This is a genomic window from Bradyrhizobium sp. (genome assembly GCF_049519115.1).
Lineage (GTDB): Bacteria > Pseudomonadota > Alphaproteobacteria > Rhizobiales > Xanthobacteraceae > Bradyrhizobium.
Window position 1 is genome coordinate 17855 of the sequence record NZ_JBEKRB010000027.1, and the last position, 26535, is coordinate 44389.

General features: G+C 61.6%; 24 protein-coding genes. 15 read left to right on the forward strand and 9 right to left on the reverse strand.

All coding sequences use genetic code 11. The annotated features are described in order from the left end of the window. Nucleotides 1-159 precede the first annotated feature (159 nt). Complete coding sequence (gene yghU, locus ABSE61_RS20125; RefSeq protein WP_423872884.1) at nucleotides 160-1038, reverse strand: glutathione-dependent disulfide-bond oxidoreductase; 879 nt, start codon at nucleotides 1036-1038, stop codon at nucleotides 160-162. A 192-nt stretch (nucleotides 1039-1230) separates the two neighbouring features. Here yghU and ABSE61_RS20130 point away from each other — a divergent pair, with 192 nt between their 5' ends. Then, nucleotides 1231-3402 carry a hydantoinase/oxoprolinase family protein gene (locus tag ABSE61_RS20130; RefSeq protein ID WP_423872885.1) on the forward strand — a complete coding sequence of 724 codons (2172 nt, stop codon included), beginning with the start codon at nucleotides 1231-1233 and terminating at the stop codon, nucleotides 3400-3402. Beyond that, nucleotides 3389-3994 carry a 3-isopropylmalate dehydratase small subunit gene (gene leuD / locus ABSE61_RS20135; RefSeq protein WP_423872886.1) on the forward strand — a complete coding sequence of 202 codons (606 nt, stop codon included), beginning with the start codon at nucleotides 3389-3391 and terminating at the stop codon, nucleotides 3992-3994. The genes ABSE61_RS20130 and leuD overlap by 14 nt, the downstream gene beginning before the upstream one ends. Nucleotides 3995-4145: 151 nt before the next feature. Here the strand turns inward: leuD and ABSE61_RS20140 are convergent, their stop codons facing one another. The 3 genes from ABSE61_RS20140 to ABSE61_RS20150 form a co-directional block, all read right to left on the reverse strand. Continuing rightward, the gene (locus ABSE61_RS20140) at nucleotides 4146-4991 is read right to left on the reverse strand and encodes a hypothetical protein (RefSeq protein WP_423872887.1); all 846 of its coding nucleotides are present in this window, start codon (nucleotides 4989-4991) and stop codon (nucleotides 4146-4148) included. Between the two features lie 101 nt (nucleotides 4992-5092). Continuing rightward, nucleotides 5093-5515 carry a DUF6152 family protein gene (locus tag ABSE61_RS20145; RefSeq protein WP_423872888.1) on the reverse strand — a complete coding sequence of 141 codons (423 nt, stop codon included), beginning with the start codon at nucleotides 5513-5515 and terminating at the stop codon, nucleotides 5093-5095. A 951-nt stretch (nucleotides 5516-6466) separates the two neighbouring features. Beyond that, nucleotides 6467-7600 carry a site-specific DNA-methyltransferase gene (locus tag ABSE61_RS20150; RefSeq protein WP_423872889.1) on the reverse strand — a complete coding sequence of 378 codons (1134 nt, stop codon included), beginning with the start codon at nucleotides 7598-7600 and terminating at the stop codon, nucleotides 6467-6469. A gap of 391 nt (nucleotides 7601-7991) precedes the next feature. Between ABSE61_RS20150 and ypfJ the strand changes: the two genes are divergently transcribed. The 3 genes from ypfJ to ABSE61_RS20165 all read left to right on the forward strand — a co-directional run bounded on the left by ypfJ (nucleotide 7992) and on the right by ABSE61_RS20165 (nucleotide 9956). Further along, on the forward strand, nucleotides 7992-8927 hold the full coding sequence (ypfJ, locus tag ABSE61_RS20155; protein ID WP_423872890.1) for a KPN_02809 family neutral zinc metallopeptidase: 936 nt from the start codon (nucleotides 7992-7994) through the stop codon (nucleotides 8925-8927). A gap of 13 nt (nucleotides 8928-8940) precedes the next feature. After that, nucleotides 8941-9504: a molybdenum cofactor biosynthesis protein B gene (gene moaB / locus ABSE61_RS20160; protein WP_423872891.1), complete on the forward strand. Its 564-nt coding sequence runs from the start codon at nucleotides 8941-8943 to the stop codon at nucleotides 9502-9504. Nucleotides 9505-9623: 119 nt separating this feature from the next. Then, nucleotides 9624-9956, forward strand: coding sequence for a PilZ domain-containing protein (locus ABSE61_RS20165; protein WP_423872892.1), 333 nt, complete (start codon nucleotides 9624-9626; stop codon nucleotides 9954-9956). Here ABSE61_RS20165 and ABSE61_RS20170 read toward each other — a convergent pair. From ABSE61_RS20170 to ABSE61_RS20180, 3 genes are all read right to left on the reverse strand, one after another. Next, a complete protein-coding gene (locus ABSE61_RS20170) occupies nucleotides 9919-10716 on the reverse strand; it encodes a substrate-binding domain-containing protein (protein ID WP_423872893.1) in 798 nt (265 codons plus the stop codon). The genes ABSE61_RS20165 and ABSE61_RS20170 overlap by 38 nt on opposite strands. 240 nt (nucleotides 10717-10956) lie before the next feature. After that, the gene (locus tag ABSE61_RS20175) at nucleotides 10957-11898 is read right to left on the reverse strand and encodes a bifunctional helix-turn-helix transcriptional regulator/GNAT family N-acetyltransferase (RefSeq protein ID WP_423872894.1); all 942 of its coding nucleotides are present in this window, start codon (nucleotides 11896-11898) and stop codon (nucleotides 10957-10959) included. Nucleotides 11899-11961: 63 nt separating this feature from the next. Next, nucleotides 11962-12531 (reverse strand): glycosyltransferase family protein, encoded by a 570-nt coding sequence (locus ABSE61_RS20180; RefSeq protein WP_423872895.1) that lies wholly within the window; start codon nucleotides 12529-12531, stop codon nucleotides 11962-11964. Between the two features lie 182 nt (nucleotides 12532-12713). Between ABSE61_RS20180 and ABSE61_RS20185 the strand changes: the two genes are divergently transcribed. The 4 genes from ABSE61_RS20185 (at nucleotide 12714) to ABSE61_RS20200 (ending at nucleotide 16963) form a co-directional block, all read left to right on the forward strand. After that, nucleotides 12714-13877, forward strand: coding sequence for a PA0069 family radical SAM protein (locus ABSE61_RS20185; RefSeq protein WP_423872896.1), 1164 nt, complete (start codon nucleotides 12714-12716; stop codon nucleotides 13875-13877). Nucleotides 13878-13990: 113 nt separating this feature from the next. Continuing rightward, nucleotides 13991-14527 carry a GNAT family N-acetyltransferase gene (locus ABSE61_RS20190; protein ID WP_423872897.1) on the forward strand — a complete coding sequence of 179 codons (537 nt, stop codon included), beginning with the start codon at nucleotides 13991-13993 and terminating at the stop codon, nucleotides 14525-14527. Nucleotides 14528-14577: 50 nt separating this feature from the next. Next, nucleotides 14578-15324, forward strand: coding sequence for a ribonuclease HII (gene rnhB, locus ABSE61_RS20195; protein ID WP_423872898.1), 747 nt, complete (start codon nucleotides 14578-14580; stop codon nucleotides 15322-15324). Between the two features lie 130 nt (nucleotides 15325-15454). Next, nucleotides 15455-16963 (forward strand): glycosyltransferase family 39 protein, encoded by a 1509-nt coding sequence (locus ABSE61_RS20200; protein ID WP_423872899.1) that lies wholly within the window; start codon nucleotides 15455-15457, stop codon nucleotides 16961-16963. A gap of 275 nt (nucleotides 16964-17238) precedes the next feature. Here the strand turns inward: ABSE61_RS20200 and ABSE61_RS20205 are convergent, their stop codons facing one another. Then, on the reverse strand, nucleotides 17239-18033 hold the full coding sequence (locus ABSE61_RS20205) for a uracil-DNA glycosylase (RefSeq protein ID WP_423872900.1): 795 nt from the start codon (nucleotides 18031-18033) through the stop codon (nucleotides 17239-17241). A 188-nt stretch (nucleotides 18034-18221) separates the two neighbouring features. Here ABSE61_RS20205 and ABSE61_RS20210 point away from each other — a divergent pair, with 188 nt between their 5' ends. The 3 genes from ABSE61_RS20210 (at nucleotide 18222) to ABSE61_RS20220 (ending at nucleotide 22964) form a co-directional block, all read left to right on the forward strand. Further along, nucleotides 18222-19880 (forward strand): electron transfer flavoprotein-ubiquinone oxidoreductase, encoded by a 1659-nt coding sequence (locus tag ABSE61_RS20210; protein ID WP_423872901.1) that lies wholly within the window; start codon nucleotides 18222-18224, stop codon nucleotides 19878-19880. A 233-nt stretch (nucleotides 19881-20113) separates the two neighbouring features. Continuing rightward, the gene (locus ABSE61_RS20215; protein WP_423872902.1) at nucleotides 20114-21889 is read left to right on the forward strand and encodes a tetratricopeptide repeat protein; all 1776 of its coding nucleotides are present in this window, start codon (nucleotides 20114-20116) and stop codon (nucleotides 21887-21889) included. A gap of 148 nt (nucleotides 21890-22037) precedes the next feature. Further along, nucleotides 22038-22964, forward strand: coding sequence for a 4-(cytidine 5'-diphospho)-2-C-methyl-D-erythritol kinase (locus ABSE61_RS20220; protein ID WP_423872903.1), 927 nt, complete (start codon nucleotides 22038-22040; stop codon nucleotides 22962-22964). Between the two features lie 48 nt (nucleotides 22965-23012). Here the strand turns inward: ABSE61_RS20220 and ABSE61_RS20225 are convergent, their stop codons facing one another. Continuing rightward, nucleotides 23013-24023: a polyprenyl synthetase family protein gene (locus tag ABSE61_RS20225; RefSeq protein ID WP_423872941.1), complete on the reverse strand. Its 1011-nt coding sequence runs from the start codon at nucleotides 24021-24023 to the stop codon at nucleotides 23013-23015. Nucleotides 24024-24336: 313 nt separating this feature from the next. Here ABSE61_RS20225 and ABSE61_RS20230 point away from each other — a divergent pair, with 313 nt between their 5' ends. The 3 genes from ABSE61_RS20230 to ABSE61_RS20240 all read left to right on the forward strand — a co-directional run bounded on the left by ABSE61_RS20230 (nucleotide 24337) and on the right by ABSE61_RS20240 (nucleotide 26499). Next, nucleotides 24337-24564, forward strand: coding sequence for a putative signal transducing protein (locus ABSE61_RS20230; RefSeq protein ID WP_423872904.1), 228 nt, complete (start codon nucleotides 24337-24339; stop codon nucleotides 24562-24564). After that, entirely contained in the window at nucleotides 24557-25324 is a 768-nt protein-coding gene (locus ABSE61_RS20235) for a tRNA1(Val) (adenine(37)-N6)-methyltransferase (RefSeq protein ID WP_423872905.1), read from the forward strand. Before ABSE61_RS20230 ends, ABSE61_RS20235 begins: the two co-directional genes overlap by 8 nt. 323 nt (nucleotides 25325-25647) lie before the next feature. Next, the gene (locus tag ABSE61_RS20240) at nucleotides 25648-26499 is read left to right on the forward strand and encodes a S49 family peptidase (protein ID WP_423872942.1); all 852 of its coding nucleotides are present in this window, start codon (nucleotides 25648-25650) and stop codon (nucleotides 26497-26499) included. Nucleotides 26500-26535 lie beyond the last annotated feature (36 nt).

Below are 26535 nucleotides of genomic sequence, written 5' to 3' on the forward strand. Positions count from 1 at the left end.
GGAAGCTCGTTGCGCGAGCGGCTTGCCAGAGTTCGCCATGTACCGGCAGCGACAAAATCCCGCCGCGCAGTCAAATGATGCGATGGACCATTAGCGGAAGTCGACCGCTCTTCTACCTTGAATCCGCTCCTCCGCCGCAGGCGGACGTCAATCGTCCACTCAATCCTTGGCCACTTCGGCGATCTTGTCTTGCGTCTTGTTTTCGAAGTCCGCGGCGTCATGGCGCTCGTGCAGCTGGTTGGCAGGATCTCCCGACACGCGATTGACCATGCGGCCGCGCTTCACGGCCGGTCGGCCGGCGATCGCCGCCGTCCAGCGCTGGACGTTCTTGTATTCCTGGACCGAGAGGAATTCGCCACCGTTGTAAAGCAGTCCCTGCGCCAGGCCGCCATACCAGGGAAACACCGCGATGTCGGCAATCGTGTATTGATCGCCGGCAAGATATTCGTTGTCAGCCAAACGGCGGTCGAGCACATCGAGCTGGCGTTTGGTCTCCATCGCAAACCGGTCGATCGCATATTGGATCTTGAACGGCGCATAAGCATAGAAATGCCCGAAGCCGCCGCCGAGATAGGGCGCGCTGCCCATCTGCCAGAACAGCCAGGACAGGCATTCGGCGCGCGTCGGCGTATCCTTCGGCAAAAACTCTCCGAATTTCTCCGCCAGGTGCAGCAGAATGGCGCCGGATTCGAAAACCCGGAAAGGCTTCGCTCCGCTGCGGTCTAGCAGTGCCGGAATTTTCGAGTTCGGATTCACCTCGACAAAGCCCGAGCCGAATTGCGCACCGTCGATCCTGATTAGCCAGGCGTCGTATTCCGCGCCGTGACGACCGAGCGCGAGCAACTCCTCGAACATGATCGTGACCTTCTGGCCGTTCGGCGTAGCCAGCGAATAAAGCTGGAAGGGATGGCGCCCGACCGGCAATTCCTTCTCGTGGGTAGCCCCCGCGATCGGCCGGTTGGTGCTCGCAAACCTGCCGCCGTTCTCAGCGATCCATTTCCAGACCTTGGGCGGCGTATACGCTGTTTCTTCAGTCATTCGGAGCTCCAGGTTCTGTAAACGGTGGTTGGGTGGGCAGCGGTCCGGCCCACGGGGCGCAATATAGGATTTCGTCAAGCGCCGGAAATAGCCAGACGCGCGCACCGCGCATGCGCTCCCGCCGTGCGGCGATTGTGGGTTGACCGCACTTTGAGCTAGTTAAGAGGTCGTTTCCGGTGGCCCGGATAGAGAATGGACGAAGTCTTGAGCAAAAAATCCTATCGCATCGGGATCGACGTAGGAGGAACCTTCACCAAAGCCGCCTTGATCGATAACATCGATGGCAGCGTCGCAGGGCGTTCGTCCGTTCATACGACCCATGACCATCCGGACGGTGTCGCCGCCGGCGTCATCCAGGTGTTCGAGCAGGTCCTGAACGATGCCGGGGTCGATGCCGGCGACGTCGTCCTTCTCGCCCACAGCACGACGCAAGCCACCAACGCGCTTTTGGAGGGCGACGTGGCTCGGGTCGGAATCCTGGGCCTGGCGGCCGCCAAGGCAGCGAAACTCGCCGAGGCGCAGGTGCGCATCAATCCGATCGAACTCGCGCCGGGGCGCGTGCTTCAGACCTGCAACCAATTCCTGCTCAGCGACGGGCTGGAGCGAAAGGCGGTCGAGAATGCCGTGCGGGCGCTGCGCGCGGAGGGCGCCCAGGTGCTGGTGGCGTCGGCCGCGTTCGGCGTCGACAATACATCGACCGAAGAATTCGTTCGAAAGGTCGGCGAGGAGTTCGGTCTTCCGACGACGTGCGGGCATGAGGTTACGCGGCTGTACGGACTGACGACCAGGACGCGGACCGCGGTAATCAATGCCTCGATCTTGCCGCGGATGATCGCCACCGCCAACCTGACCGAAACGAGCATGAAGAAGGCCGGCATTGACGCGCCGCTGATGATCATGCGCGGCGACGGCGGCGTGATGGACATCGGCGAAATGCGGCATCGTCCGGCCATGACGATGCTGTCGGGACCTGCGGCGAGCGTGGCGGGCTCGTTGATGCACGTCGGCATGTCCGACGGAATCTATTTCGAGGTCGGTGGTACATCGACGAACCTCGGCGTCGTCAAGGCCGGCCGTCCGGTCGTGACCTATGCGAACGTCGGCGGTCACGACACCTACGTCAATTCCCTCGACGTGCGCGTGTTGGGTGTAGCCGGCGGCAGCCTGATCAGGATCGCCGACGGTGCGGTTCGCGAGGTTGGGCCGAGAAGCGCCCATATCGCCGGGCTCCGATATGCCTGCTTCGCGCCTGCCGAGATCTTCGACAACGCGCGCGTCGTGCTCTTCGAGCCGAAGCCAGGCGACGGTGACGACTTCGTCGCGATCGAGACCGAACGGCATGGCCGCTTCGCGCTGACGACCACCTGCGCCGCCAATGCCGCCGGGCTGACTTCCCCGGAGATGCATTGCTATGCGTCGGCGGAAGCCGCGCGCGCGGCCTTCGCTCCGCTCGCGGCAGCGTTCGGAAAGGACGTCGTCGCACTGGCTAAAGAGGTGCTCGCGTCGGCGTCGGGCAAGGTGATGCCGACCATTCTATCCCTGATCAAGGAGTATCAGCTCGACGAAGATCAACAGGTGCTCATCGGAACGGGCGGTGGCATCGGCGCTTTGTTGCCCACCGTCGCGGATCGGTTGGGTCTGCGGTTCGAGATCGCGAAGGATGCGGAGATCATTTCCTCGATCGGAGCTGCGTTGGCGATGGTTCGCGAAGTCGTCGAACGGGTCAATCCCGATCCGTCGTCCGACGATATCGCCCATCTTCGCACTGAGACCCTGGAGGCGATCGGCAAACTCGGAGCCGATCCGAAGACGGTCGACATTTCGGTGGAGATCGACCGCCAGACCGGCAGGATCCGGGCGATCGCCACCGGGGCCGCTGCGCTTCGCAGCTCCGGAGAAACGGAGAGGGTCTCGGAGCGGCAGGCCCGTCGTATCGCGGCCAGATCATTGCGGCGGGCGGAGGACGAGGTCGAACTCGCCGCCGAGACCCCTGGCGCGTTCGTCTACACCCCGACAGAAGGTTCGAGGCATTCGCTCCGGGTCGTCGACCGGCGCGGAAACGTGCGTTTGCAGCGCGGCCATGCGATCGTGCGATGGACGACTGTCGAAAAATGGCAGGATTCCTTCCGATCGATGAACCTGTTCGAACCCGGCGGCCCGACCGATGCCTTTTTCGGGGCGGTTTTGCTGTATGATAGCCATCTGGTCGACGTGACCGACGAAAGCCTCTATTCCAACGCCGTCAAGATCGTGGACAGCGAGCTTTCGGGCGTGGCGCCTGGAACGCCGCTGGTTTTGATCGGCCTGGGACGACCGATGTCGACCGAGAAGATGCGAGAGGAGAACGGTGATGGAGAAGTTTGAGAAGCTGAAGGGCGTGGCGGCCCCGATGGGAATCCCCAACGTCGATACCGACGCGATCATTCCCAAGCAATTCCTGAAGACGATCAAGCGGGCCGGACTCGGCAAGGCGCTGTTCTCCGAACGACGCTACAACGAGAACGGCGAGGAGCGCTCGGACTTCGTCTTGAATCAGGGACTTTTCCGCAAAGCCACGATCCTGGTGGCCGGCGAGAACTTCGGTTGCGGATCAAGCCGCGAGCACGCGCCATGGGCACTGCTCGATTTCGGTATCCGTTGCGTCATCGCACCGTCGTTCGCCGACATCTTCTACAACAACATGTTCAAGAACGGCATGTTGCCGGTCCGGCTGAGCGCCAAGCGGGTGCACGAACTGATCCAGTTCCTGACCGAGTTGCCCGGTGCGGAAATCACGATCGATCTGCGCGAGCAGACCGTGACCGGACCGGACGGACAGGTCGACCATTTCGACGTCGCGGAGTTCTCGCGCGAGAGTCTTCTCAACGGCTACGACGAGATCGAGCTTTCGCTGTTGAAGAAGGACAAGATCGAGGCTTACGAGAAGAGACAGAGCGTCGAGCGTCCCTGGCTATAGCGAGCGGCGACGCTCGAAAGAGAAGCTGCCCAAGAGAAACTGAATAGGCGGGATGAGCCGACGCTTATCCCGCCTTTTTCTTGGTACGTTCAATATCCTTCACCCATTCATGACCCGAATCTGGCCACACCGAACGCTACGTCGTCATCGATCACTTTTTCGACTGGCGGAAATAGCGCAAATCGGGCGGCGGCTGATCCTTCTTGGCCGGCATCAGCAGGCCGTCCGCGCTGATGAAGTAGTGTTCCTTGCCGATAATGACGTGGCGGTTGTCCTCGGCGCATTCGTTGGGAAGCCAGACCGCGTTGCGCTCCCGCCGGTAGCTCTTGGTGACCGTCCACGGGCGGGTGAGCGCGTGATCCATGACAGTCATCTCGTCATGGAGAAGGTCTGGCTTTTCCTTGTCGAGGAAGATGCGCTCCTTGATGACCGTCTCGTTGTCCTCGTGCAGCGGCAGGCCGCTCCCCTCGAACGTGCGCGGCCCCTTCATGTAGCGGGTCTCGATCTCAAGCAGATTGAAGCGTCCCTTTCCGTCTTCATCCACCCAATGGCCGATTGAATAACCCGCAAACGAGGGCTCGGGTTCGGCCGGCCAGTCGCGGCGGTCGGTATAGATGTGGCGCGGCAGGTTCTCCTCGAACAGGATGTAGGTGATCTTCGGTTGGACGACGAACTCCATCGGATAGACCGCGTTCATCATTCGCGGCATGCCGTGCGGCAGACACGAGGTGTGTTCGTTCAGTCCTTGGCCGCCGGCCGCGATATCGGCAATGCTCGCATCGAGCTTGGCCTGATACTCGGGCGTGAGCGGCGCCTGCTGGCCGCGGCCGAGCGGCTTGGTCGGGTCGAACTGGACCCCGCCGGTGCGGAACCACTGCCCGCCCCAGTCGGGATATTTTACGTCATCCTCGGCCCGCGCGCCTGACGTCGCTGATGTCAGCAAGGCCAGGAGCGTAACCGAGAATGTTATCGATCCGATCAGACGCCGACAGGTCATCGCGCAGCCTCCTTACACGAGATCGTTGAGCATGATCTCCGCGCAAACGCCTTCGGCGTCGTCGCGAGGGAAAACCGGTTCCCACTTTTCCGGATCATGCTCTAGCGCTCCAACCCGGCCGAGTCCGGGAAGCCGATGCTGCTCTGTGACGCATCGAGCTCGCGTCCGTCGCGAAAGCTGATCTGATTGGGCGCCCAGGCGCCGCCCGGCGCGCCGCTGCGCAGCGGGGCAATCCGCATCTTGAGTTCATCTCCGGCCTTGAGGGTCTTGCTGGTCCAGCCGCCTCGGACAAGGGCGGCTGGACTCTGGCCCTCGAGGCTCCAGGTCTCCGTGCTGCCGTCGTCCTGCTTCACGACGAGATAGATGAAGGTGTGCGGATTGACGAACCTGAACTCTTTTACCACGCCTTCGAGGTCGATCTGGTGGTCCCGATCGAACATCGCGAAGGAATGGTGCGCAAGTATCGGCGCCGCAGTCAGCACCAGCAAACCTGCCGTCAAAAGCACGGCCAATCGTCGTGTCATCGGCGTCTCCCCGTTTCGGCTGCGACAGCTCTTCCGGCCGACGGCGCTGCCCTGCACGGGGATATTGTTTGTTGAATGAGACCCGCGAGAACAGGATCGATGCTATCACGTGCTCGCGGGACGTGCCACGACGAATGACAACCAGAGGGTATCGCTTGGATGCGAACGTGCCTTCAGCAGGCTCGTTGCTAAAGACAGTGCATCGGTATCCTTTCTTAGGTGAGTCCGAAAAGGGTCTGTCGCTACCGGGCCGGGCCCCGATCATTTCCGCTGCATTGCAGAAAAATCCACTCAAGCTGATTTGGTCATCCAGCTTTCACACGAAAATATGCGCTTGCGCCGACGGGCAAATCAGTGGTTCCTCTTCGCGCGTCCTGTGTCTGATCAAGAGGGGGCGCTTCGCGGTCGTCACGAACGTTGGGTGCGGGATGCGGTGGACGCGGATGGTGCTTTGACGAGGGCACCTGAAGCGGACGGTGAAGTCGTGTGATCCTGATATCTCGACGCTGATATCAACTCGGTGACGATGCTTCGCATCGCACCGGGGATGGTGACAAGAAAGCCCGATCACCAAGGAGAGCGCGAAGGAAACCGTTAAAACCATTGCGCGGGGAATGCCGGGCGTTTTCCGGTGTGACCGTGGTGACTAAATCGTATGCTTTCTACTTTTGCATACGAGGCTGCGGGCGTGCCGAGCGCCCGGCATTCCCTGCGCCCTCTGAATACAGGGCAGACAATATCTGGACAACTCGGGCGTGGTACGTCGCGAGAGCGCGGAAGCGTACCCCGACGTCATTGCGAGGAGCGAAAGCGACGAAGCAATCCATTCTTTGTTTATGTTGCTGCATGGATTGCTTCGCTGGCGCTCGCAATGACGGATGTTTGAAAATCGAATCTGAGAAACTGGGAGGAACGCGTGAGCGCGCCCTCCCAACGGCTTTCATTGAAAGCTCAGCCCGCCGCCATTTCCGAACGGATTTCGGCGCGCAGTTCGTCGATCAGCTTGAGGCCCTGCTTGGTCTCGACGTGCCAGAAGGTCCAGCCGTTGCAGGCTTCAGAACCCTGCGCCACCGCGCCCATGCGGTGAATCGAGCCAACCTTATCGCCGAGCATAATGGCGCCGTCGGCACGCACCAGCGCACCATGACGCTTCTTGGCATCGACCAGTTTGGCGCCGGGCGAGATCATGCCGCGCTCGATCAGTTCGGAGAACGCCACCCGCGGTGCCTCGCGCGCGGTCATGAATGGCGCAAGCGTCGCCTCCGGCAGCGGCTCGATCTCGGCAATACGGGCTTCGGCCGCGGCCGCGTAGGTTTTATCGCGCTCGAAGCCGATGTAACGGCGGCCGAGGCGTTTTGCCACCGCGCCGGTGGTGCCGGTGCCGTTGAACGGATCGATCACGAGGTCGCCCGCTTTTGAGGACGACAGCAGCACGCGTGCCAGCAGGCCTTCGGGCTTCTGGGTCGGATGCACCTTCTTGCCGTCTTTGCCTTTGAGCCGCTCTTCGCCGGTGCACAAGGGGATCAGCCAATCCGAGCGCGCCTGCACGTCCTCGTTGGCGGCCTTCAGCACTTCGTAATTGAAGGTGTAACCCTTGGCCTTCTCGTCGCGCGCGGCCCAGATCATGGTCTCGTGGGCATTGGTGAACCGGCGGCCGCGGAAATTCGGCATCGGATTGGTCTTGCGCCAGACGATGTCGTTGAGCACCCAGAAGCCCAGGTCCTGCATGATCGCGCCGACGCGAAAGATGTTGTGATAGGAGCCGATCACCCAGATCGTCGCCGCTGGCTTCATGATGCGGCGGCAGGCGAGCAGCCAGGCGCGGGTGAAGTCATCGTAGGCGGAAAAGGATGAGAACTTGTCCCAGTCGTCGTTGACGGCATCGACATGGGATTCGTCGGGACGTTTGAGATCGCCCTTGAGCTGCAAATTATAAGGCGGATCGGCAAAGACGAGATCGACGGAGCCGGCCGGCAATTTCGACATCTCGGCGACGCAATCGCCAAGGATGATGCGGCTGTCTTGCTCGGACTCAAATTTAGTGCGGGGCGCCCTTGCAGACGCCCCGCGACGCGACACAACCATGACTCAAATACTCTGACTCAGGCGACGCTGCCGGCGACGCGGGACTAAACAACCGACTGCGGTCACTTTGACGGGCCAAAGTAAAAATCGACTTAACCGGGCAATTCTTTCACGCTGATGATTGTAATAATTCGCTTCGATGACCGTTAGATATTTCATGCATGTCGAAAGCGGCAATGGCCAACAACCGCAGGATTTCAAGGGGATTTGCGGTTTCGCTTTCGCCGGCTCGGTTCGCGACAAATTGTGTCGCTGATGTAAAGTGACCTCCACTAGGCAATTTTTGCCGGGCGGGTTATTAGTCAGACAAAGAAAATTCTGCCGTCCTGGCCCGCGTGTGTCGGGATGGCGCCGCAAACTACGCCGCAAACGACAACGAGGAAAATGGGCCATGCGTTACGATGATTTTCGCCGCAGCGACGACATCGACGATCGTCGCGATGACAGTGGCGGCGGGATGGGCGGCGGCGGTATCGGGCTTCCGATGGGCGGCGGCGGGCTCGGCATCGGTACCATTATCGTGCTCGGCCTGGTCGGATACGCCTTTGGCATCGACCCGCGCATACTGATCGGCGGCGCAGAGATCCTCACCGGCAGCGGCAGCGGGCAGAGTCAGGTGCAGGCCGATCGGCGACCGGGGACCGTCAAGAAAGGCGCGCCCACCGACGAGATGGGCAACATGATTGCCGGTATTCTCGGCGAGATCGACGATCGCTGGACCGAAATTTTCCAGGCCTCCGGCCAGACCTATACCGGGCCGCGCATCGTGCTGTTTCGCAATGTCACCAACGGCGGGCGCTGCGGCAGGGCGGAGTCGGCGATGGGACCGTTTTATTGTCCGCCGGACCGGCAGATCTTTCTCGATACCGGCTTCTTCCGCGAGGTCGAGACCCGATTCCATGGCTGTCAGGGTTCGGCCTGCAAATTCACCGCGGCCTATATCATCGCGCATGAGGCTGGGCATCACGTGCAGAACCTGCTCGGTATTCTGCCGCGCGTGACGCAACAGCAGCAGGCGGCCGGGAGCAAGACCGCCGCCAACGCGCTTCAGGTGAGGGTGGAACTACAGGCGGATTGCCTGTCCGGCATCTGGGCGAACCGTGAAGAAAAGAAGCGTCCGGGCTTCATCGAGCCCGGCGATATCGAGGGCGCGCTCGCGACCGCGTCCGCGATCGGCGACGACACCCTGCAACGCCAGTCGACGGGGCGCGTGGTGCCGGATTCCTTCACTCATGGTTCGGCGGAACAACGCAAGCGGTGGTTCATGACCGGCTATCAGCAGGGAACCTTGAAGGCGTGCGACACGTTTAGCGCTGCATCGCTGTAACCCACGGCTTGACATGAGTTCGATCGACGAAGCCAAACAGTTCGTTCCGCTCAACATCGCGGTGCTGACGATCTCGGACACGCGCTCGCTCGCCGACGACAAGTCCGGCACGACGCTGGCCGAGCGGCTCGTTGCCGCCGGGCACAAGCTTGCCGCGCGCGAGATCATCGTCGATGACGTCGATGCGATCCGCGTCATCGTCAAGCGCTGGATTGCCGATGAGGGCGTCGATGCCATCATCACCACCGGCGGTACCGGCTTTACCGGCCGCGACGTCACGCCGGAAGCGATCGAGCCATTGTTTGAAAAGCGGATGGACGGCTTTTCCATCGCCTTTCACATGTTGAGCCATGCCAAGATCGGAACGTCGACGATCCAGAGCCGGGCGACGGCGGGTGTTGCGGGCGCGACCTTTATCTTCTGCCTGCCGGGTTCGCCAGGCGCCTGCCGCGATGGCTGGGACGGCATTCTTGCTGCCCAGCTCGATTATCGCACGCGGCCCTGCAATTTCGTCGAGATCATGCCGCGGCTGGATGAGCATCTGCGCCGGCCCAAGGCTAAGGGATCGTCGGCATGAGCGCGCGCCGTCAAGGCTAATCGATAAATTTCAATATAATGGACTAACGGAACCTTACGAGGTCACGGCGAAACTCGGCAAGCCTCGATATTGCCGAGGCTATCAACCGGTGATTTTTCATGACTGTTGTTGAGCCGAGGGTAAAGGTAAAACGTGAGACGCGACGGCAACTGCACAAGCGGTTGGCCTGGATCACCGTCGATAACGGCGTGAGCGAACGCGAGTGCCATGTTCTGGACGTCTCCTCCGGTGGAGCGCGGATCGCGAGCGACGATGCGATGGATGTGAGGGATCGCTTCGAGCTGACGCTCGTGAAGGGCCATCATAAACGCGAGCTGTGCGAAGTCATTTGGCGCCGCGGCAAGACCTACGGCGTGAAATTCGTGACGTTGCTGCCGGAGGTCACGCCGCCTTCTACCGATCCGACAGAGGCATCAGTCCTGCCTTCGTGATCGTCGGCGCCGACTCTTTTGAGGTGAGAAATACAAGCAGCGCGCGGGCGGCCTCGGGCTCACGCGCGGTCTTGGTCAGGACGCCGGCAAAGGAAAACATCGGCTGGATTTCCGCTGGGAGCGCGCCGACGAAGCTGATGCCGGGAACATGAATAAGCTCGGCCACCTGCTGGAAGCCGATTTCAGCTTCGCCGCGCGCCACCACGGCCGCGACCGGCTCGCCGGACGGCGGTCCGCGTACTTTCCGGCTCTTGGCCGCGATCTCTTCGGCAACGCCGAGTTTCTGGAACAGGACGGTCGATAGGTACGTGCCGCTGCCGCTGTCCGAATAGGCGATGGATTTGGCCGACAGCAACGTGTTGCGGAATGCGGCAACGCTGCTGATGTCGGGCTTTTCGGCGCCTTCGCGCACCACCATGCCGATCAGCGACCGCGCCAGCTCGACCTTGCTGTCGGCTTGCACTAGGCCGCGCTTGCCGAGATCGTCAGCCGCGCCGCCGTCGAGGATCACGACATCGGCGCTCTCGCGGCGCGAAAGCCGCGTCGGGATCGTCTCGGGCGAATCTCCCATCGAGGGGCCGCGCGTCGTGATCAGGTGGTTCCCGGTGGCGCGCTCGAAGGCCGGGCCCAGTTCGGAGTAGGCGCCGTGAAAGCCGGAGGAGATCATCACATGGATATCGGCGGCAGATGCTGCGCCCATCAGGAACAACGTGGCCACTGCAATCATGGATATCGATCGAACGAGCCGCGGCGGTTTCATGCGCTTCCTCCTGCCTGGATTTTGGCAGATATCGTATCGCGTCAGGTCAGCATATTGAAAGAGGGCAGGCGGCCACAGAGCGAAGGGCACCTCAACTTGACGGCGGTCTACGCAGTCCGATGATCTTTTTCAGCGCCCGCCAAAACGCACACCCCGTATTCCGGTAAGCTTCAGCGCGTAACCGATGCGCCTCGCTCTTGTAATATTCCATCAAGGCAGCTGTGATGCGACGCGATGGCGTCACAGCTCGCGTTCCCAGGTTTCGCCGATCAGGTTTTGCCCAAAACTGCGATGCGGCTCGGTCTTCACAAGCGTAAAGCCCGCGTCCTGATAGATCTTGCGGGCGCCAATCAGAATGCTCTGCGTCCAAAGCGTGATCCTGCGATAGCCGCAGGCACGCGCAAAAGAGATGCATTCGGCGACGAGGCGCTGCCCTAACCCCTGGCCGCGCGCGCTCGGCTCGACCAGCAGCAGACGGAGTTTGGCCACCTCGTCGTCGCTTCTGACCAGGAAAACCGAGCCGACCGGACGCCCATCGATATCGGCGATCCAGCATCGTTCGCGCGAAGCGTCGAAGGAGGAGATGAATTTCGCCACGATCTCGGCGACCAGGGCTTCGAAAGAGGAATCGAAGCCATATTCGCTGGCATAGCGTGCACCGTGGCTCTGCACCACAAAGCCCATGTCGCCCGGCCGTGGGTCGCGCAGGATTGCCAGTGGCAGAGGCGTGTGCGCTGCGCGAAGCAGCCGCTCGATCGTCTCCATGGCGCCGAGCAGCTGTTTGCGGTCTTCGCCCGCCAGCGTACCGAGCATCAGCCCGACATGATCCTGCGATGTCCGCTCGAGCCTGGCGAAGGCGGCGCGGCCCTTGGCGGTCAGGCCGAGCTGGTACTGTCGCCGATCTGAGGCGAGCGGCTTTCGGCTGATCAGCCCGTCCTCGTCGAATTTCTGGACGATGCGGCTGAGGTAGCCGGCGTCGAGCCCAAGCTCCAGGCCGATGTCCTTGGCCGAGAGATCGCCGCGATGGGCAAGCTCGAACATCACCCGCGCCTCGCTCAGCGAGAACGGCGTCTTGAGCAGATGCTGGTCGAGCACCTCTAGCTTGCGGGTGTAGAAACGGTTGAAGGCGCGAACCGCCGCGATTTCCTGCTCGGGCTGGGCAGGCGAAGTCCGGGTTGGCATGGCGCATCTCCGATTGCTATTGTCAAATAGTTATTTGACTTCGGCAACTATATCGGAGTTAGCTCACGACATGATGATCCGGCTGTGCAGCAAGGTCAGCGAGGAGCGGCCGAGCCGGCGGAGCAGCCGCTCTTCCGCGCGAGCGATATCAGGCGCATGGCCGCCGAGCCGCTCATAGTGATCGCGCGCGATCAGTAAGCCCTGGTCGGCGAACGGCCCTGCCATCATTCGCGCAATGGACCGCAAGCGGTCACGCAGGGTGTGATCGGAATAGGGCGAGCGCGCGTAACGAAATACGCCGGCGCGGGGACGGTCGCTGTCGGAGACCCGCTGAATGAACTGCATGGTCTCGTCAATCCAGCCGTGATCGAGCACTGCGCCTGCGTGCAGGAACATCAGCCAGGGCGAGCGCGCCTGGCGCGCGCCGGCCGCCAGCGCCGCGGCGCGTATTCCATCGAAAGGCAGGAATCGGCAGCCCGCGACATCGGCGACCCGCTCGATCACGCCGTTGTCGCCGCGATCGACCAGCAATACCTCGCGTACCACGCCGGCAGCCGCGCCCGGCACCAGCGCGGCAAGCGTGGCGACGGTCGGATGTTCTGCACCTTCTGTGGGAATGATGACGCTCAGCATGATCTCAATGGCGGAAAACCGCGGGAACCGTTATCATCTTGTCACAGCCAAAACAGCCCGTGGCTTTGCAGCTTTTTGCGGCAACCGGCACGGATGGTCCCCGCGAATGCTTTCTGACCGTCGCGTTGTGGATTAAATCATCTTGTTCTTGATTTGTTCTCGTTAGATGCTATGTTCGAACCATGAGCAGAGCATCCTCACATGCGCTCAAGCACCCGCCGGTCACGGCGCCCTCCGAACCGGCGGGTGCACCTTCGGCCTTCCCGGAGCTTGCAGTCGCGATCGAACGCGGGCGACGGCGCGGCCGAGGCGCGCAATCCAATGCCAGCGGCCGCTATGAGGCCGAAGCGCGGGTTGCGTTTGACGACGGCTGGCAGAGTCTTGAAGAACTTCCGCCGTTCAAGACCACGGTGACGCTCGATACGTCCCGCAAGGTCATCGCCCGCAACGATTCTCCCGATATCGGCTTCGACCGCTCCATCAATCCGTATCGAGGTTGCGAGCATGGCTGCGTGTACTGCTTCGCGCGGCCGACCCATGCCTATCTCGGCCTGTCGCCCGGGCTCGATTTCGAATCGAAGCTGTTGGCCAAACCCGATGCGCCGCAGCTTCTGGAAAAGGAACTTGCCGCAGAGAATTACGAGCCGCGCATGATCGCGATCGGTACCAACACCGATCCGTATCAGCCGATCGAGCGCGACCACAAGATAATGCGCGGTATTCTCGAAGTGCTGGATCGCGCCTCGCATCCGGTCGGCATCGTCACGAAGTCGGCACTGGTTGTGCGCGACATCGACATCCTGGCGCGGATGGCGAACCGCAATCTCGCCAAGGTAGCGATTTCTGTGACGACGCTGGATGCGCAGTTGGCCCGCACCATGGAGCCGCGCGCATCGACGCCAGCACGGCGCCTGCAGGCGTTGAAGAGATTATCGGACGCGGGAATCCCGACCACGGTGATGGTCGCCCCGGTCATTCCTGCGCTGAACGACAGCGAGATCGAGCGCATTCTCGATGCGGCGGCCCATGCCGGCGTCAGGGAAGCAAGTTACGTCTTGTTGCGCCTGCCGCTCGAGGTGCGCGATCTCTTTCGCGAGTGGCTGATGGCGAATTATCCGGATCGCTATCGTCACGTCTTCACTCTGATCCGCGACATGCGAGACGGCCGCGATTACGATTCGCAATGGGGAACGCGGATGAAGGGCACCGGCCCGATGGCTTGGATGATCGGACGGAGGTTCGAGATCGCCTGCGAAAAATTGGGGCTCAACAAGCGCCGGTCCAAACTCACCACGGATCATTTCGCGCGGCCGAAGCGCAGCGGAGAACAGCTCAATTTGTTCTGAAGTTGCCTGCCGTTGGACGGCGCGGAGCGCTTCTGCCAGTCGATGAATTGTAGTATTGCGGCTCGATGCAAGACGGGCCCACATCGGTCTTCGAAAAACAACCGCGCGTCATTTTGACGACGCCGCGGCTGATCCTGCGCACCGCGAACGAGCCGGACATCAAAGTCCTGTGGGAGCGTGTCTTGGGCGATAGCGACGTGATGCGCTATGTCTTTCAAGGCGTACCGATGACGCTCGAAAGAGCCGGGGAAGTGATGCGGAAGTTTTTTACTTTCGGTGACACTCTCACGGGCGTCGCCATTTTGACCGAGAAGTCCACAGTCGAAATCATCGGCTTCGCCGGGCTATTTCCGTGCGCCGCGCTCGGCGCAGACGACTTCGAGATCGGCTTTGTACTTGCGCGTCAGGCGTGGGGCAGGGGCATTGCCACCGAGATCGGCGAGGCCCAGCTTGGGTTTGGGTTCGAACAGGTTAGTTGCCGTCGATTGCTCGGCCTGGCCGATCCGCAAAATGGGTCATCTATTCATGCCCTCGAAAAGCTCGGAATGAAGTATCTGCACGACGCATCGGAACCCGGACGTCCGAACCGCAGTGTTTTTTGCCTGGAAGTCGGCGAGTGGCGCCGGCGTATTCGTGAACAGCGGGCATAGATCGAATTTTTTCGTTGTACCGGGATCGCCCCTTGCGCACGATCTCGCCCATGATTCGGGAAAAGTCCGGCAAGAAGCAGATCAAGCTGCCGAAAGGCGTCATCGCGGTGACGCCGCCAAGCTTTCGTCGCGAGCGCGCGCTGATCAAACAAGGCGTGTGGCCAGTCGCGGGCTGCGATGAAGCCGGCCGTGGCCCGCTGGCAGGTCCAGTCGTGGCGGCCGCCGTCGTGCTCGACCCGAAACGGATTCCAAAAGGAATAGACGATTCCAAGCGGCTGACGCCGGAACGCCGCGAGGCGCTGTTCGAAGAGATTTGCGCGACCGCATCGTTTTCGGTCGCCTTTGCCTCGCCGGCGAGGATCGATCGCGACAATATTCTGCGCGCCTCGTTATGGGCGCTCAAGCGCGCAGTCGATAGTTTGCCGGAAGCGCCGAAGCACGTCTTTGTCGATGGCCGCGACCGGCTCGGCACGGCTTGCGATTGCGAGGCCGTGATCGGCGGTGACGGAATCGTTGTCTCGATTGCGGCGGCGTCGATCATCGCCAAGGTGACACGGGACCGCTTGATGTGCGCACTGGCACAGGAGTGCCCTGGTTACGGCTTTGAGTCCCACAAGGGCTATGGCGTGCCGGAACATCTTGAGGCGCTCGGCCGGTTGGGTCCTTCGGTTCACCACCGAAGTTTCTTTGCGCCTGTCGTCGCCGCCCGCGAAAAACACCAGCCGTGGACGATCAAGCGCGATGCCGACCTGTTCGCCCCGGATGGCGAGATACCGGCGATTTCCGCTGCGGTTTGAAGGGCAACCGCGCTGCAGTTGCCTCCGCGCCTGCGCCCCTTTAAGACCGTGCTTCGATAAGGGTGAAACGCCGTTCGCGCAGGCCAAAGCTGTCGGCGGTCTCATCTGTTGAAAGCAATCCGGTCGCCACATGCGCTTCACCTCTCTGGTTATCGAGTTAATCCGCGCCCGGCCGAAGCTCGTTGTATGGCTGGTGGTGGTGTTGCAGGCGATCCTGTGGCTGCTGGTCTCGCTATTGGTATACCGCAGCCCCCCCGGCGATCTGGCGACCGTGCTCGCACTTGGCCGGGAATATCGGGTCGGAACCGATTTTGGGCCACCGCTTGCCTTTTGGCTAGCCGATATCGCGTTTCGCGCCGCGGGCAACCACGTGTTTGGCGTCTATCTGCTGGCGCAAATATGTTCGATCGCAACGTTCTGGACATTGTACCTTCTGGCGCGCGCCACGGTCGGCGTGCAGCAGGCGGTGCTGGCGGTTCTGCTGACGATGACGGTGCTGGCGTTCAGCGCACCCGGCCTCGAGTTTGGACCTCTGGTGCTGGCGCGGCCGCTTTGGGCGCTGATCCTGCTGCATTCCTGGCAACTGATCGGCCAGAACCGGCGTAATGCGTGGTTCGCATTGTCGATCGAAGCCGGTCTTCTGCTGCTGACGACCTCGGCTGCGATCTTCCTGTTGGCATTTGTGGTCGGATTTGCGCTGGCGACCTCGCGCGGCCGGCGCGTCCTGATCTCGTTCGATGCGCTGTTTGCGCTCCTGGTGATCTTCGTCCTGGCGCTGCCTTATCTGATCTGGCTGATCCGCGCCGATGCATTGGCGTTGCCGCATGGGCCGTCACTCGCCGATTTGAGCGGCCGCGCGATACACGGCGTCGAACTGCTCGGCGGCCTGCTATTGGCCTCATTGGGTATCGCGATCGTGTCGGCGTTCAATTCCGGCTGGTTCGATCGTGCCAAGGAGGATGCGCCCGTCATTTTCCGTCCCCCCGTTGATCCGGCGGCGCGCGACTTCATCTATTTCTTTGCGTTTGCGCCGGCGCTCGGTGGCTGCCTGATCTCCGGCTTTTACGACCTCGATCGTGTCGTAGGTGGGCCCGGGATCGTACTTCTGATGTCGGGGTTAGCTGCCATCGTGGCATGCGGCGATCTCATCCACCTGCGGCGCCAGCGGATTTTGCGTGCGGCCTGGGCCGCCGTCGTGCTTGCGCCAGCGCTGGCGGTCATCGCGGTGACGCTTTTCGTTCCCTGGACCGCGGGCGGGGAAGTCACGACGTCGTTGCCGGCGGCTGCGATTGCGCATTTCTTCGATGACAGTTTCGAGCGGCGCACCAACCGGCATCTGTCGGCGGTGAGCGGTGATGCCCAGCTGGCGACCCTGATCAGCCTGAGCTCCACGCGTCCGCATCTGTTTCTGGCCGCGACGCCCGAGCGAACGCCGTGGCTTAACCTGGACAAATTCAACCAGACCGGCGGCGTTGTGGTGTGGCGTGCCTCTGACACCGACGGCACGCCGCCACCCGATATCGCGCGGCTGTTTCCGGGTCTCGCGCCCGAAGTGCCGCAGACCTTCGACCGGTTGGTGAACGGGCGGCAGCCTTTGCTGCGGGTTGGCTGGGCTATCGTGCGTCCGAAGGCGCCTTGAACGCTACGATGCGGCCTGCCTGGTGGTCCGCTTCTAACATTCGCATGAGCTTGAGGCTGGCACTTCTGCGAATGTTAAGAGATATAGGACCACCAGCAAATATCAAATTCAAAGCCGCACTAGAGACCTATATTTACTAGAGCTCCTTTGATGCCGAAGTTCGCATCAGAGGGCGCCGCAATAGTTTGCGAGCTTCGGAATCGGAGCTCTAGTGGAGTTTAAGATTTGACATTCGCTTTGAGAACTCATGGCCGGCAGGGTAGCGAATATCAAATCTACTCCACTAGCGCTTTAGCGACGGCGCGCAGGTCCTGCCATGACAGGCGCTTGTAGGACGGCGAGCGCAACAGATAGGCCGGATGGAACGTCGCCAGCGCGCGGATCACGCGCGTACCGGTGTCGTAGTTGAACCAGCGGCCGCGCGTCTTCATGATGCCTTCGCGCGTCGACAGCAGCGTCTGCGTGGAGGGATTGCCGAGCGTCACCAGAATGTCCGGATCGACCAGTTCGATCTGGCGCTGGATGAACGGCAGGCAGATCTGGGTTTCCAGCGGTGTCGGTGTCCGGTTGCCAGGCGGGCGCCACGGAATGACGTTGGCGATGTAAACCTTGCTACGATCAAGACCAATCGAAGCGATCATCCGGTCGAGCAGCTTGCCTGAGCGTCCGACAAAGGGCAGGCCCTCGATATCCTCGTCGCGTCCCGGCGCCTCGCCGACGAACATGATACGGGCCTTCGGGTTGCCGTCGGCAAACACCAGGCGTGTGGCGGTGGATTTCAGCGCGCAGCCGTCGAACTTCTCCAGCATATCTCGCAGGATTTCGAGCGAGGCCGCGGTGCGGGCCGCCTCCCGAGCCGTCGCAATGGCGGCGTCGGGAGCAGGCATTGGCTCGGCAGCCGGCGCCATGGAGGCAGCCGCGGGGGCGGCGGGAGAGGGGGTCTTGAGGGTTTCGCCTTGTCCGGAATCGGACAGCCGATCGATCGGGTGTTCGGAAAGCGCGCAATCGACCCCGGCCTCCAGATAGAAGGTCAGCAATTGGGCGAGGGTGGGCGCAGGCTCGGGCGTCAACTTGTTGATCTCGTATGGCTTTGGTCAGCAATTCCGCGTGGCGAACATGTTTTCGCATCGATGCGGTACCCTAGGCCGGATTGCGCTGCAACGAAACCGTCCCACCCGCATTTCCATGGTTGTTCTTGTCCTGAAAATCGGAAACAAACATCCATCAAGACAATTTGTACGAAGCCTGAGATCAGACCATGAGCCTTGATGAACTGCCGCCGCGCGAATCCATGGAGTTCGATGTCGTGATCGTCGGCGCCGGGCCGTCAGGACTCGGTGCGGCGATCCGGCTGAAGCAACTCAACTCCGAACTTTCGGTGGTGGTGGTCGAGAAGGGATCGGAAGTAGGCGCGCATATTCTATCCGGCGCCGTGATGGATCCGGTTGCGCTCGACAAGCTCATTCCGGATTGGCGCGAGGATGCCGATTGTCCGCTGAAGACACAGGTCAGGGATGATCGCTTTTTCTGGATGACGAAATCCGGCGCGATCCGCTTGCCGAATTTCATGATGCCGCCGTTGATGAATAATCATCACTGCTACATCGGCTCGCTCGGGCAGCTTTGCCGCTGGCTAGCAAGCAAGGCCGAGGCGCTTGGCGTCGAAATCTATCCTGGTTTTGCGGCGGTCGAGGTTCTTTACGACGACAAGGGCGCGGTGCGCGGCATTGCGACCGGCGACATGGGCGTCGCCAAGGACGGCTCGCACAAGGCGTCTTTCACCCGCGGCATGGAACTGTGCGGCAAGTACACGCTGTTTGCCGAAGGTGCGCGCGGCAGCCTGACCAAGCAGCTTATTGCGAAATTTGCGCTCGACGCCAAGAGCCAGCCCGGCAAATTCGGCATCGGTCTGAAGGAAGTCTGGCAGATCGATCCCTCGAAACACCAAAAGGGTTTGATCCAGCATTCCTTCGGCTGGCCATTGAACAACAAGACCGGCGGCGGGTCTTTTCTCTATCATTACGACGAGAATCTCGTCGCGATCGGTTTCGTCGTGCATCTCAATTACGACGACCCTTATTTATCGCCGTTCGAAGAGTTTCAGCGCTTCAAGACCCATCCCGCGATCAGCCCCATCTTCGAGGGCGGCAAGCGGCTCGCTTACGGCGCCCGCGCCATCACCGAGGGCGGCTATCAATCGGTGCCGCGGCTGTCCTTTGCCGGCGGCGCGTTGATCGGTTGCGCGGCCGGGTTTGTGAACGTGCCGCGCATCAAGGGCGTTCACAATGCGATCGGCAGCGGCGTGCTGGCCGCCGAACAGGTCCATGCGGCGCTTGGCGCGGGGCGTACCAACGACGAGCTTGTCGAATACGAAAATGCATGGCGTTCGTCGGCCGTCGGCAAGGATTTGTTTCTGGTTCGCAACGTCAAGCCGCTCTGGTCGAAATTCGGCACGATCCTGGGCGTGATGCTCGGCGGCCTCGACATGTGGTGCAATACGCTCGGCTTCTCGCTGTTCGGAACGCAGTCGCATGCCAAGGCTGACCGCAAAACGCTCGATCCGGCAAAAGTCCATACGCCGATTGCTGCGCCAAAGCCGGACGGCAAATTGACCTTTGATCGGCTTTCCTCGGTGTTCCTGTCGAATACCAATCATGAGGAGGATCAGCCGGTTCACTTGAAGGTCGCCGACATGAACCTGCAAAAGACCTCCGAACATGACGTCTATGCCGGCCCGTCCAATCGCTATTGCCCTGCCGGCGTCTACGAATGGGTAGAGGAAACGTCAGGCCCGCGCTTTGTGATCAATGCCCAAAATTGCGTCCACTGCAAAACCTGCGACGTCAAGGATCCGAACGGCAACATCACCTGGGTTCCACCGGAGGGCGGCGGCGGGCCTAACTACGAGGCAATGTGACCACGATTGCGTGAGAGGCAGTCGCGAGCGGCCACGATACCGCCATACTGGCGGCGTTTTCAGGCGTGAAGGGCGGTGACGGCGACCCCGTCAATCGATTTGCTACCCGTATCCTTGCGGTTAGCCGCCAAAAGCGGCATTGTCGCAACCCTTGATGTGCCGATGCGGGTAGCGAACGTCAAATCCACTCCATCAGGCCTCTGCCGTAAATCCTGGAGCCAAGGCGAACCGTGATGCTTTCTTTTCAATTTAATCGCTTGACGATTGCCGCTATCGCTTTCTTGGCACTGCCGGTTGCGGCTGCCGCGCAGACGCCCGAGCATCCCACCGACAACTCGGCGCAGTTCCCCTCTACTCACGATCTGAAGATGCTGACGACGTCCGGCAGTTACCTGGCCGCCCGTCACGCCAGCGTCGAGCGGGACGCTGCCTCGGCCGCGACCTTCTATCGGTCGGCGCTCCGCACCGATCCGAAAAACAACGAGCTTCTCGATCGGGCGTTCATTTCCTCGCTCGCGGACGGCGATATCGATGAAGCCGTCAAGCTCGCCGACCGCATTCTCGCCGTCGACAAGACCAATCGGGTGGCGCGGCTTGTGATTGGCGTGCGCGATCTCAAGCAGAAGAAATATCCAAGCGCCCAGACCAACATCAACCAGTCGATCCGCGGGCCGATCACCGACCTCGTAGCGACGCTGTTGTCCGGCTGGGCTGCATACGGCGCCGGCGATGCCAAGGGGGCGGTCGCCGCGATCGACAAGCTTGCCGGTCCGGAGTGGTATCCGATCTTCAAGGACCTGCATGCCGGAATGATCCTCGAACTCGCCGGCAAGGAGAAGGACGCCGGCGTCCGGCTCGAGCGGGCCTACAAGCTCGAAGATTCCATGCTGCGTGTTTCGGACGATTATGCGCGTTGGCTGTCGCGCAACAAGGACGCGGCGTCCGCAACGGCGGTCTATGAGGCCTTCGACAAGAAACTGCCGCGGCATCCGTTGATTGTCGAGGCGATGCGCGAAACAAGTGCCGGCAAAAAACTGCCGCCGATCGTCGATTCGCCGCAGGCCGGCGCAGCCGAGGCGCTCTATGGCATCGGCGCGACGCTGACCCGCCGTGGCGGCGAGGATCTGGCGCTGGTGTATCTGCAGCTTGCGCTCTATCTGGTGCCGAACCATCCCTTGGCGCTGCTGTCGCTCGCCGATCTCTATGAATCTGTGAAGAAGCCGGCGATGGCGATCAAGGCCTACGAGCGCGTGCCGGCGGGGTCGCCGCTGAAGCGCAATGCGCAGATCCAGCTCGCCATCGATCTCGATACCGCCGACCGCACCGATGAGGCGATCAAGATATTGAAGGGCGTTACGGCGGACGATCCCAAGGATATCGAGGCGGTCATGGCGCTCGGCAATATCGAGCGCGGCCGCAAGAAGTTTGCCGATTGCGTCGTCACCTACTCGCAAGGCATCGATATTCTGCCGAAGGCCACCGACAAGAACACCTGGGTTTACTACTATTACCGGGGCATCTGCGAGGAGCGCGACAAGCAGTGGAGCAAGGCGGAAGCCGACATGCGCAAGGCGCTCGATCTGCAGCCCGAACAGCCGCATGTGCTCAATTATCTCGGCTATTCCTGGATCGATCAGGGCATCAATCTCGACGAAGGTATGAAGATGATCAAGCGTGCCGTCGATCAGCGTCCGGATGACGGCTACATCGTGGACTCCCTGGGTTGGGCCTATTACCGCATCGGTAACTACGAAGATGCGGTGAAGAATCTGGAACGCGCGATCGATCTCAAGCCTGAGGATCCCACCATCAACGATCACCTCGGCGATGCTTATTGGCGCGTCGGCCGCACGCTGGAAGCCAAATTCCAGTGGGCGCATGCCCGCGACCTGAAGCCGGAGCCGGAAGATCTGCCGAAGATCGAGGCCAAGATCGAGAACGGCCTGACCGACGATACGTCTTCTGCGGCTTCTGCCGACAAGAAGAAAGAGGATGACAAGGGTGGCTAGGTAAAACGGCGCCTGGGCTGATCCGGGTTTGGATCACATCTGGACCAAACCTTGGCGCCGCGCCCGCGTGATACTCCCGGTTATCTGAAAATTTTGCGATACCGTTTTCTGGATCGCTTGCTTCGGTATTATTGGATTTGCATTCGTTATGACCTCGGGTGAAACCACCGATGCGGCTGTCAAGTCTACCGCAAGCGAGCTTGTCGAAGACGGGCGTGCCAAGGTCAATCTGACGCTGCGGGTGGTGGGACGCCGGGTCGACGGCTACCACGATCTCGAAAGCGTGGTCGCGTTTGCCGACTGTGCCGATCGGCTGAGCTTGCTTCCGGGTCCGAAGCTGGAGCTCAAAACCGCTGGCCCTCTGGCGGAAGCCTGCGGCGAGGTGGACGACAATCTCGTGCTCAAGGCCGCGCGGCTGTTAGCCGAGCGCGTCCCGGGGCTGAAAACCGGCATCTTCACGCTCACCAAGACGCTTCCCGTCGCGGCCGGTATCGGCGGCGGTTCGGCGGATGCCGCGGCCGCGCTGCGGTTGCTCGCAACGGCCAATGGTATTGCAACCGACGATGCGCGCCTCTTCGAGGTGGCGAAATTGACCGGCGCCGACGTCCCGGTCTGTGTTGCCTCGCAGGCTTGCGTCATGACCGGGGTCGGCGAGAGCCTCCTGCCATTGGCGTTGCCGAAGCTTCCCTGCGTGTTGATCAATCCGCGCGTAGCGGTGGCGACCAAGGACGTGTTCGCAGCGTTGGGCCTGCGCAGCGGCGAATTGCTCGTCGGCTTTGCCGACGTCCTCCAGGCGATGGTCTGGCCGGAAGCGGGCGCTTCGCTAGAGGAATGGGTCGAAGCGTTTGCCGCCAGCTCCAATGATCTGGAAGCTCCGGCAATGAAGATTCAACCTGTCATTGGCGAGGTGATCTCGGCGTTGAATGGAACCAACGGCGCCTGGCTGGCGCGGATGTCCGGCTCCGGCGCCACCTGTTTTGCGATCTACGAGAACACAGCCGAAGCCGGCCGCGCCGCGGAAAAGATTCGCCGCGATCACCCGGCGTGGTGGGTGCATGCGGGCGTGTTGAGCTGAGGCCACGGCCGGTTCAGGCTTGCAAACCCGGCTCTGCGAGCTTGCGATTTAGTGCGTTCGCGCCAGGCAGAACGCCACCACCTGCTCAAGCGCGGTCTTCATCGGGGAAGCCGGAAACAGCGCCAGCGCATCGACCGCCATCGCGCCGTAATGCTGTGCGCGGTTGATAGTGTCCTCGAGCGCGCGGTGCTTGGTCATCAGCCCGGTCGCGTGGTCGAGATCGCTGTCGCCGATCTCGCCGCGCTCCAGCGCGCGGCGCCAGAATTCGCGCTCGACGTCGTTGCCGCGTCGGAACGCCAGCACCACCGGCAGCGTGATCTTGCCCTCGCGGAAGTCGTCGCCGACATTCTTGCCGAGCTTGGCGGACTTGCCGCCATAGTCGAGGACGTCGTCGACGAGCTGGAACGCGATCCCGAGATTCATGCCGACCGAGCGGCACGCGGTTTGTTCGTCCTTCGGGCGATTGGCGATCACGGGGCCGACTTCGCAGGCGGCCGCGAACAATTCGGCGGTCTTGCCGCGGATGACGGCGAGGTATTCGTCCTCGGTGGTGGCGGTGTTCTTTGCGGCGGCAAGCTGCATCACCTCGCCCTCGGCGATGGTGGCCGCGGCCGACGACAGGATATCGAGCGCGCGCAGCGAGCCGACTTCGACCATCATCCGGAAAGCCTGCCCGAGCAGGAAGTCGCCAACCAGGACGCTTGCCTCGTTGCCCCACAGCATGCGGGCCGACAGCTTGCCGCGCCGGAGTTCGCTTTCGTCGACGACGTCGTCGTGCAGCAGCGTGGCGGTATGCATGAATTCGACGGACGCCGCGAGCTTGATATGGCCGTCGCCCGAATAGCCCGTCAGGTTCGCCATCGCCAGCGTCAGCATCGGACGAAGCCGCTTGCCGCCGGATGAGATCAGGTGATTGGCGACCTCGGGGATCATGGTGACTTCCGAGCCGGTTCGCGACAGGATAGTCGCGTTCACCCGCTCCATATCGGCGGCCACAAGCCCGACGAGCCCGTCGATCGAGGCTTCAGATGGGCTTTCGAAGGGAACAATAACCGCCACGTCAGTCTCCAGATAACCGCCGCACCAGTGGAGTGGATTTGACATTCGCTACCCGCCTGGCCGCGAGTTCGTCAAGCGAATGCCAAATCCGAAACTCCACTAAAAACCTATATTTGCTGGTGGTCCTTTGATTCTAACATTCGCATAGAAGCCTGCCGGGAAAGGAAGCGAATGTTAGAATCGGACCACCAGTCTCCAGATTTGCCTAATCGGCCATATCCTCGGATATAACCATAGAAAGAGCAGGCTTCCGCGGCAAGACCGCCAAGCAACAACATGTCGTCAGGCGAGCGGGAATAAAGGAGAAAGCAAGGTGCGGGAATTGGTTCGGACCAACGACATCGTGCTGGTTTCGGCGGTTGGAGCGCTGCTCGACGGCGCCAATATCCATCACCTGGTGCTTGACCAGAATATGAGCATCATTGAAGGGTCGCTTGGCGTTCTGCCGCGCCGGATTCTGGTCCATGAAGACGACAATCAACAGGCCCGGCAGCTTCTCAGCGACGCCGGCCTCGCGCATGAGTTGCGGGCCGATGAGTGAGATTTTGGGCGACGTCACCGAGGACGCCTTTCTCGGTGGCAAACTGCGCCTGCGCCAGCCGAAATCCGGTCACCGCGCCGGTCACGATGCGATACTGCTGGCGGCTGCCGCGCCCGCTTGTTCCGGCGATCGGGTCGTAGACCTCGGCGCGGGCGTTGGCGCGGCGGGCCTTGCGGTTGCCAAGCGCGTTGCCGGGATCGAGCTGGTGTTGGTTGAGATCGATAACGGGCTGGCGGAGCTCGCCCGGGCCAACGCGTCAGCCAATGCAATTTCAGCTGAAACCATCGTGCTTGATGTCACTTCCGGCGCGGAAAATTTCGCAGGCACCGGCCTTGCGCCAGAGAGCGTGGACGTCGTGTTGATGAACCCGCCGTTCAATGACGCCTCGCGGCACCGCGCCTCGCCGGACAGCGCGCGCGCGATCGCCCATGTTGCAACAACTGAGACGCTTGAGGCGTGGGTTCATGCGAGCCGGCGAATTCTCAAATCAGGCGGCAACCTCGCGATGATCTGGCGCGCGGACGGCATTGCCGAGGTCCTAGCGGCGCTTGGTCGCGGCTTCGGCAGTCTTGTGATCTTGCCGGTTCATGCCGATGTGGAATCGCCTGCCATCCGCGTGCTGGTGAGAGCCACCAAGGGCGGCCGGGCACCCACCCGTCTTTTGGCCGGGCTTGTATTGAATGACAAGGCGGCCCGTCCCACGTCCGATGCACAGTCTATTCTGGCCGGCAACGCGCTATTGCCGATGACAATGCCTTGAGAACGGCTATGCCATTGAGAATGGACTGAGTGAGCAGGCTTGAGGGTTATTGAGAAACCGGCTTCGAGCCTTGTTTCGGCGTCGAAGTGAAATGAATCGCGGTGAAGAGGATACCGAACAGCGTCATCAGCAAATAGATCTTCATGGCATGCTCCGCTGTACCCCGACGGCTTGGTAAGCCTCTTCAGCGATACGATCCAACTACAAAAGCGTTCCTTCGGTTCAATGACAGTCTCGTGATAACAAACGGTTAATTTTGAGGTAACGGTATGGCGGAAAACTCCGGCGAAGCTCGGCAATGGCCGGCTGGAATCGAAAAATGGATGGAATGGATTCCGGCGCGGCTGCGGCGCGGCCGGGCCGTCGTCCCCGTCGTCCGTTTGTCCGGCGTGATCGGCGCGGTGACGCCGCTGCGACCGGGAATGTCGCTGGCTGGCGTGGCGCGGATGCTCGAACGCGCATTCGCGGTCAAGAACGCAAAGGCGGTGGCGCTGGTGATCAATTCGCCGGGCGGTTCGCCGGTGCAGTCGCGGCAGATTTATTTGCGCATCCGCCAGCTCGCCGAAGAGAAGAAGCTGCCGGTGCTGGTCTTCGTCGAGGATGTTGCGGCATCCGGTGGCTACATGATCGCCTGCGCGGGCGACGAGATTTTCTGCGACCCTTCGTCGATCATGGGATCGATCGGCGTCGTCGGCGGCTCGTTCGGCTTTCAGGAACTGATCAAGAAAATCGGCGTCGAGCGGCGACTTTATACGGCGGGCGCCCACAAGGCTATGCTCGATCCGTTTCTCCCCGAAAACCCTGACGACGTATCGCGGCTGAAAGCCCTTCAGCGCGAAATCCACGACATCTTTATCGCCTTGGTGAAGGGCAGCCGTGGCGCGCGTCTGAAGGGCGCGGACGACCTGCTGTTCACCGGCGAATACTGGGCGGGCGACACCTCCGTCTCGCTGGGGCTGGCGGACGCCATCGGCGATTTGCGCTCGACGTTGCGCGCCCGCTATGGCGAGAAAGTGCAGACCCCCCTGATCGCGCCGGCAAGCGGCATGTTGTCCGGTCTGTTGGGGCGGAGGTCGCCGGGAGCCATGAGCATGTGGGAGAATACGGCCAATTTGCCGGAAGAGCTGATTTCGGCGCTCGAAAGCCGGGCAATTTGGGCGAAATTCGGGTTTTGAACAGGGGTGGGCCGCGCCATTTGGTCTCTGCAATAT

Coding starts and splice junctions, on each gene's coding strand:
- yghU (WP_423872884.1), bottom strand. CDS start 1,038: ATGACTGAAGAAACAGCGTATACGCCGCCCAAGGTCTGGAAATGGATC.
- ABSE61_RS20130 (WP_423872885.1), top strand. CDS start 1,231: ATGGACGAAGTCTTGAGCAAAAAATCCTATCGCATCGGGATCGACGTA.
- leuD (WP_423872886.1), top strand. CDS start 3,389: ATGGAGAAGTTTGAGAAGCTGAAGGGCGTGGCGGCCCCGATGGGAATC.
- ABSE61_RS20140 (WP_423872887.1), bottom strand. CDS start 4,991: ATGACCTGTCGGCGTCTGATCGGATCGATAACATTCTCGGTTACGCTC.
- ABSE61_RS20145 (WP_423872888.1), bottom strand. CDS start 5,515: ATGACACGACGATTGGCCGTGCTTTTGACGGCAGGTTTGCTGGTGCTG.
- ABSE61_RS20150 (WP_423872889.1), bottom strand. CDS start 7,600: ATGGTTGTGTCGCGTCGCGGGGCGTCTGCAAGGGCGCCCCGCACTAAA.
- ypfJ (WP_423872890.1), top strand. CDS start 7,992: ATGCGTTACGATGATTTTCGCCGCAGCGACGACATCGACGATCGTCGC.
- moaB (WP_423872891.1), top strand. CDS start 8,941: ATGAGTTCGATCGACGAAGCCAAACAGTTCGTTCCGCTCAACATCGCG.
- ABSE61_RS20165 (WP_423872892.1), top strand. CDS start 9,624: ATGACTGTTGTTGAGCCGAGGGTAAAGGTAAAACGTGAGACGCGACGG.
- ABSE61_RS20170 (WP_423872893.1), bottom strand. CDS start 10,716: ATGAAACCGCCGCGGCTCGTTCGATCGATATCCATGATTGCAGTGGCC.
- ABSE61_RS20175 (WP_423872894.1), bottom strand. CDS start 11,898: ATGCCAACCCGGACTTCGCCTGCCCAGCCCGAGCAGGAAATCGCGGCG.
- ABSE61_RS20180 (WP_423872895.1), bottom strand. CDS start 12,531: ATGCTGAGCGTCATCATTCCCACAGAAGGTGCAGAACATCCGACCGTC.
- ABSE61_RS20185 (WP_423872896.1), top strand. CDS start 12,714: ATGAGCAGAGCATCCTCACATGCGCTCAAGCACCCGCCGGTCACGGCG.
- rnhB (WP_423872898.1), top strand. CDS start 14,578: ATGATTCGGGAAAAGTCCGGCAAGAAGCAGATCAAGCTGCCGAAAGGC.
- ABSE61_RS20200 (WP_423872899.1), top strand. CDS start 15,455: ATGCGCTTCACCTCTCTGGTTATCGAGTTAATCCGCGCCCGGCCGAAG.
- ABSE61_RS20210 (WP_423872901.1), top strand. CDS start 18,222: ATGAGCCTTGATGAACTGCCGCCGCGCGAATCCATGGAGTTCGATGTC.
- ABSE61_RS20215 (WP_423872902.1), top strand. CDS start 20,114: ATGCTTTCTTTTCAATTTAATCGCTTGACGATTGCCGCTATCGCTTTC.
- ABSE61_RS20220 (WP_423872903.1), top strand. CDS start 22,038: ATGACCTCGGGTGAAACCACCGATGCGGCTGTCAAGTCTACCGCAAGC.
- ABSE61_RS20235 (WP_423872905.1), top strand. CDS start 24,557: ATGAGTGAGATTTTGGGCGACGTCACCGAGGACGCCTTTCTCGGTGGC.
- ABSE61_RS20240 (WP_423872942.1), top strand. CDS start 25,648: ATGGAATGGATTCCGGCGCGGCTGCGGCGCGGCCGGGCCGTCGTCCCC.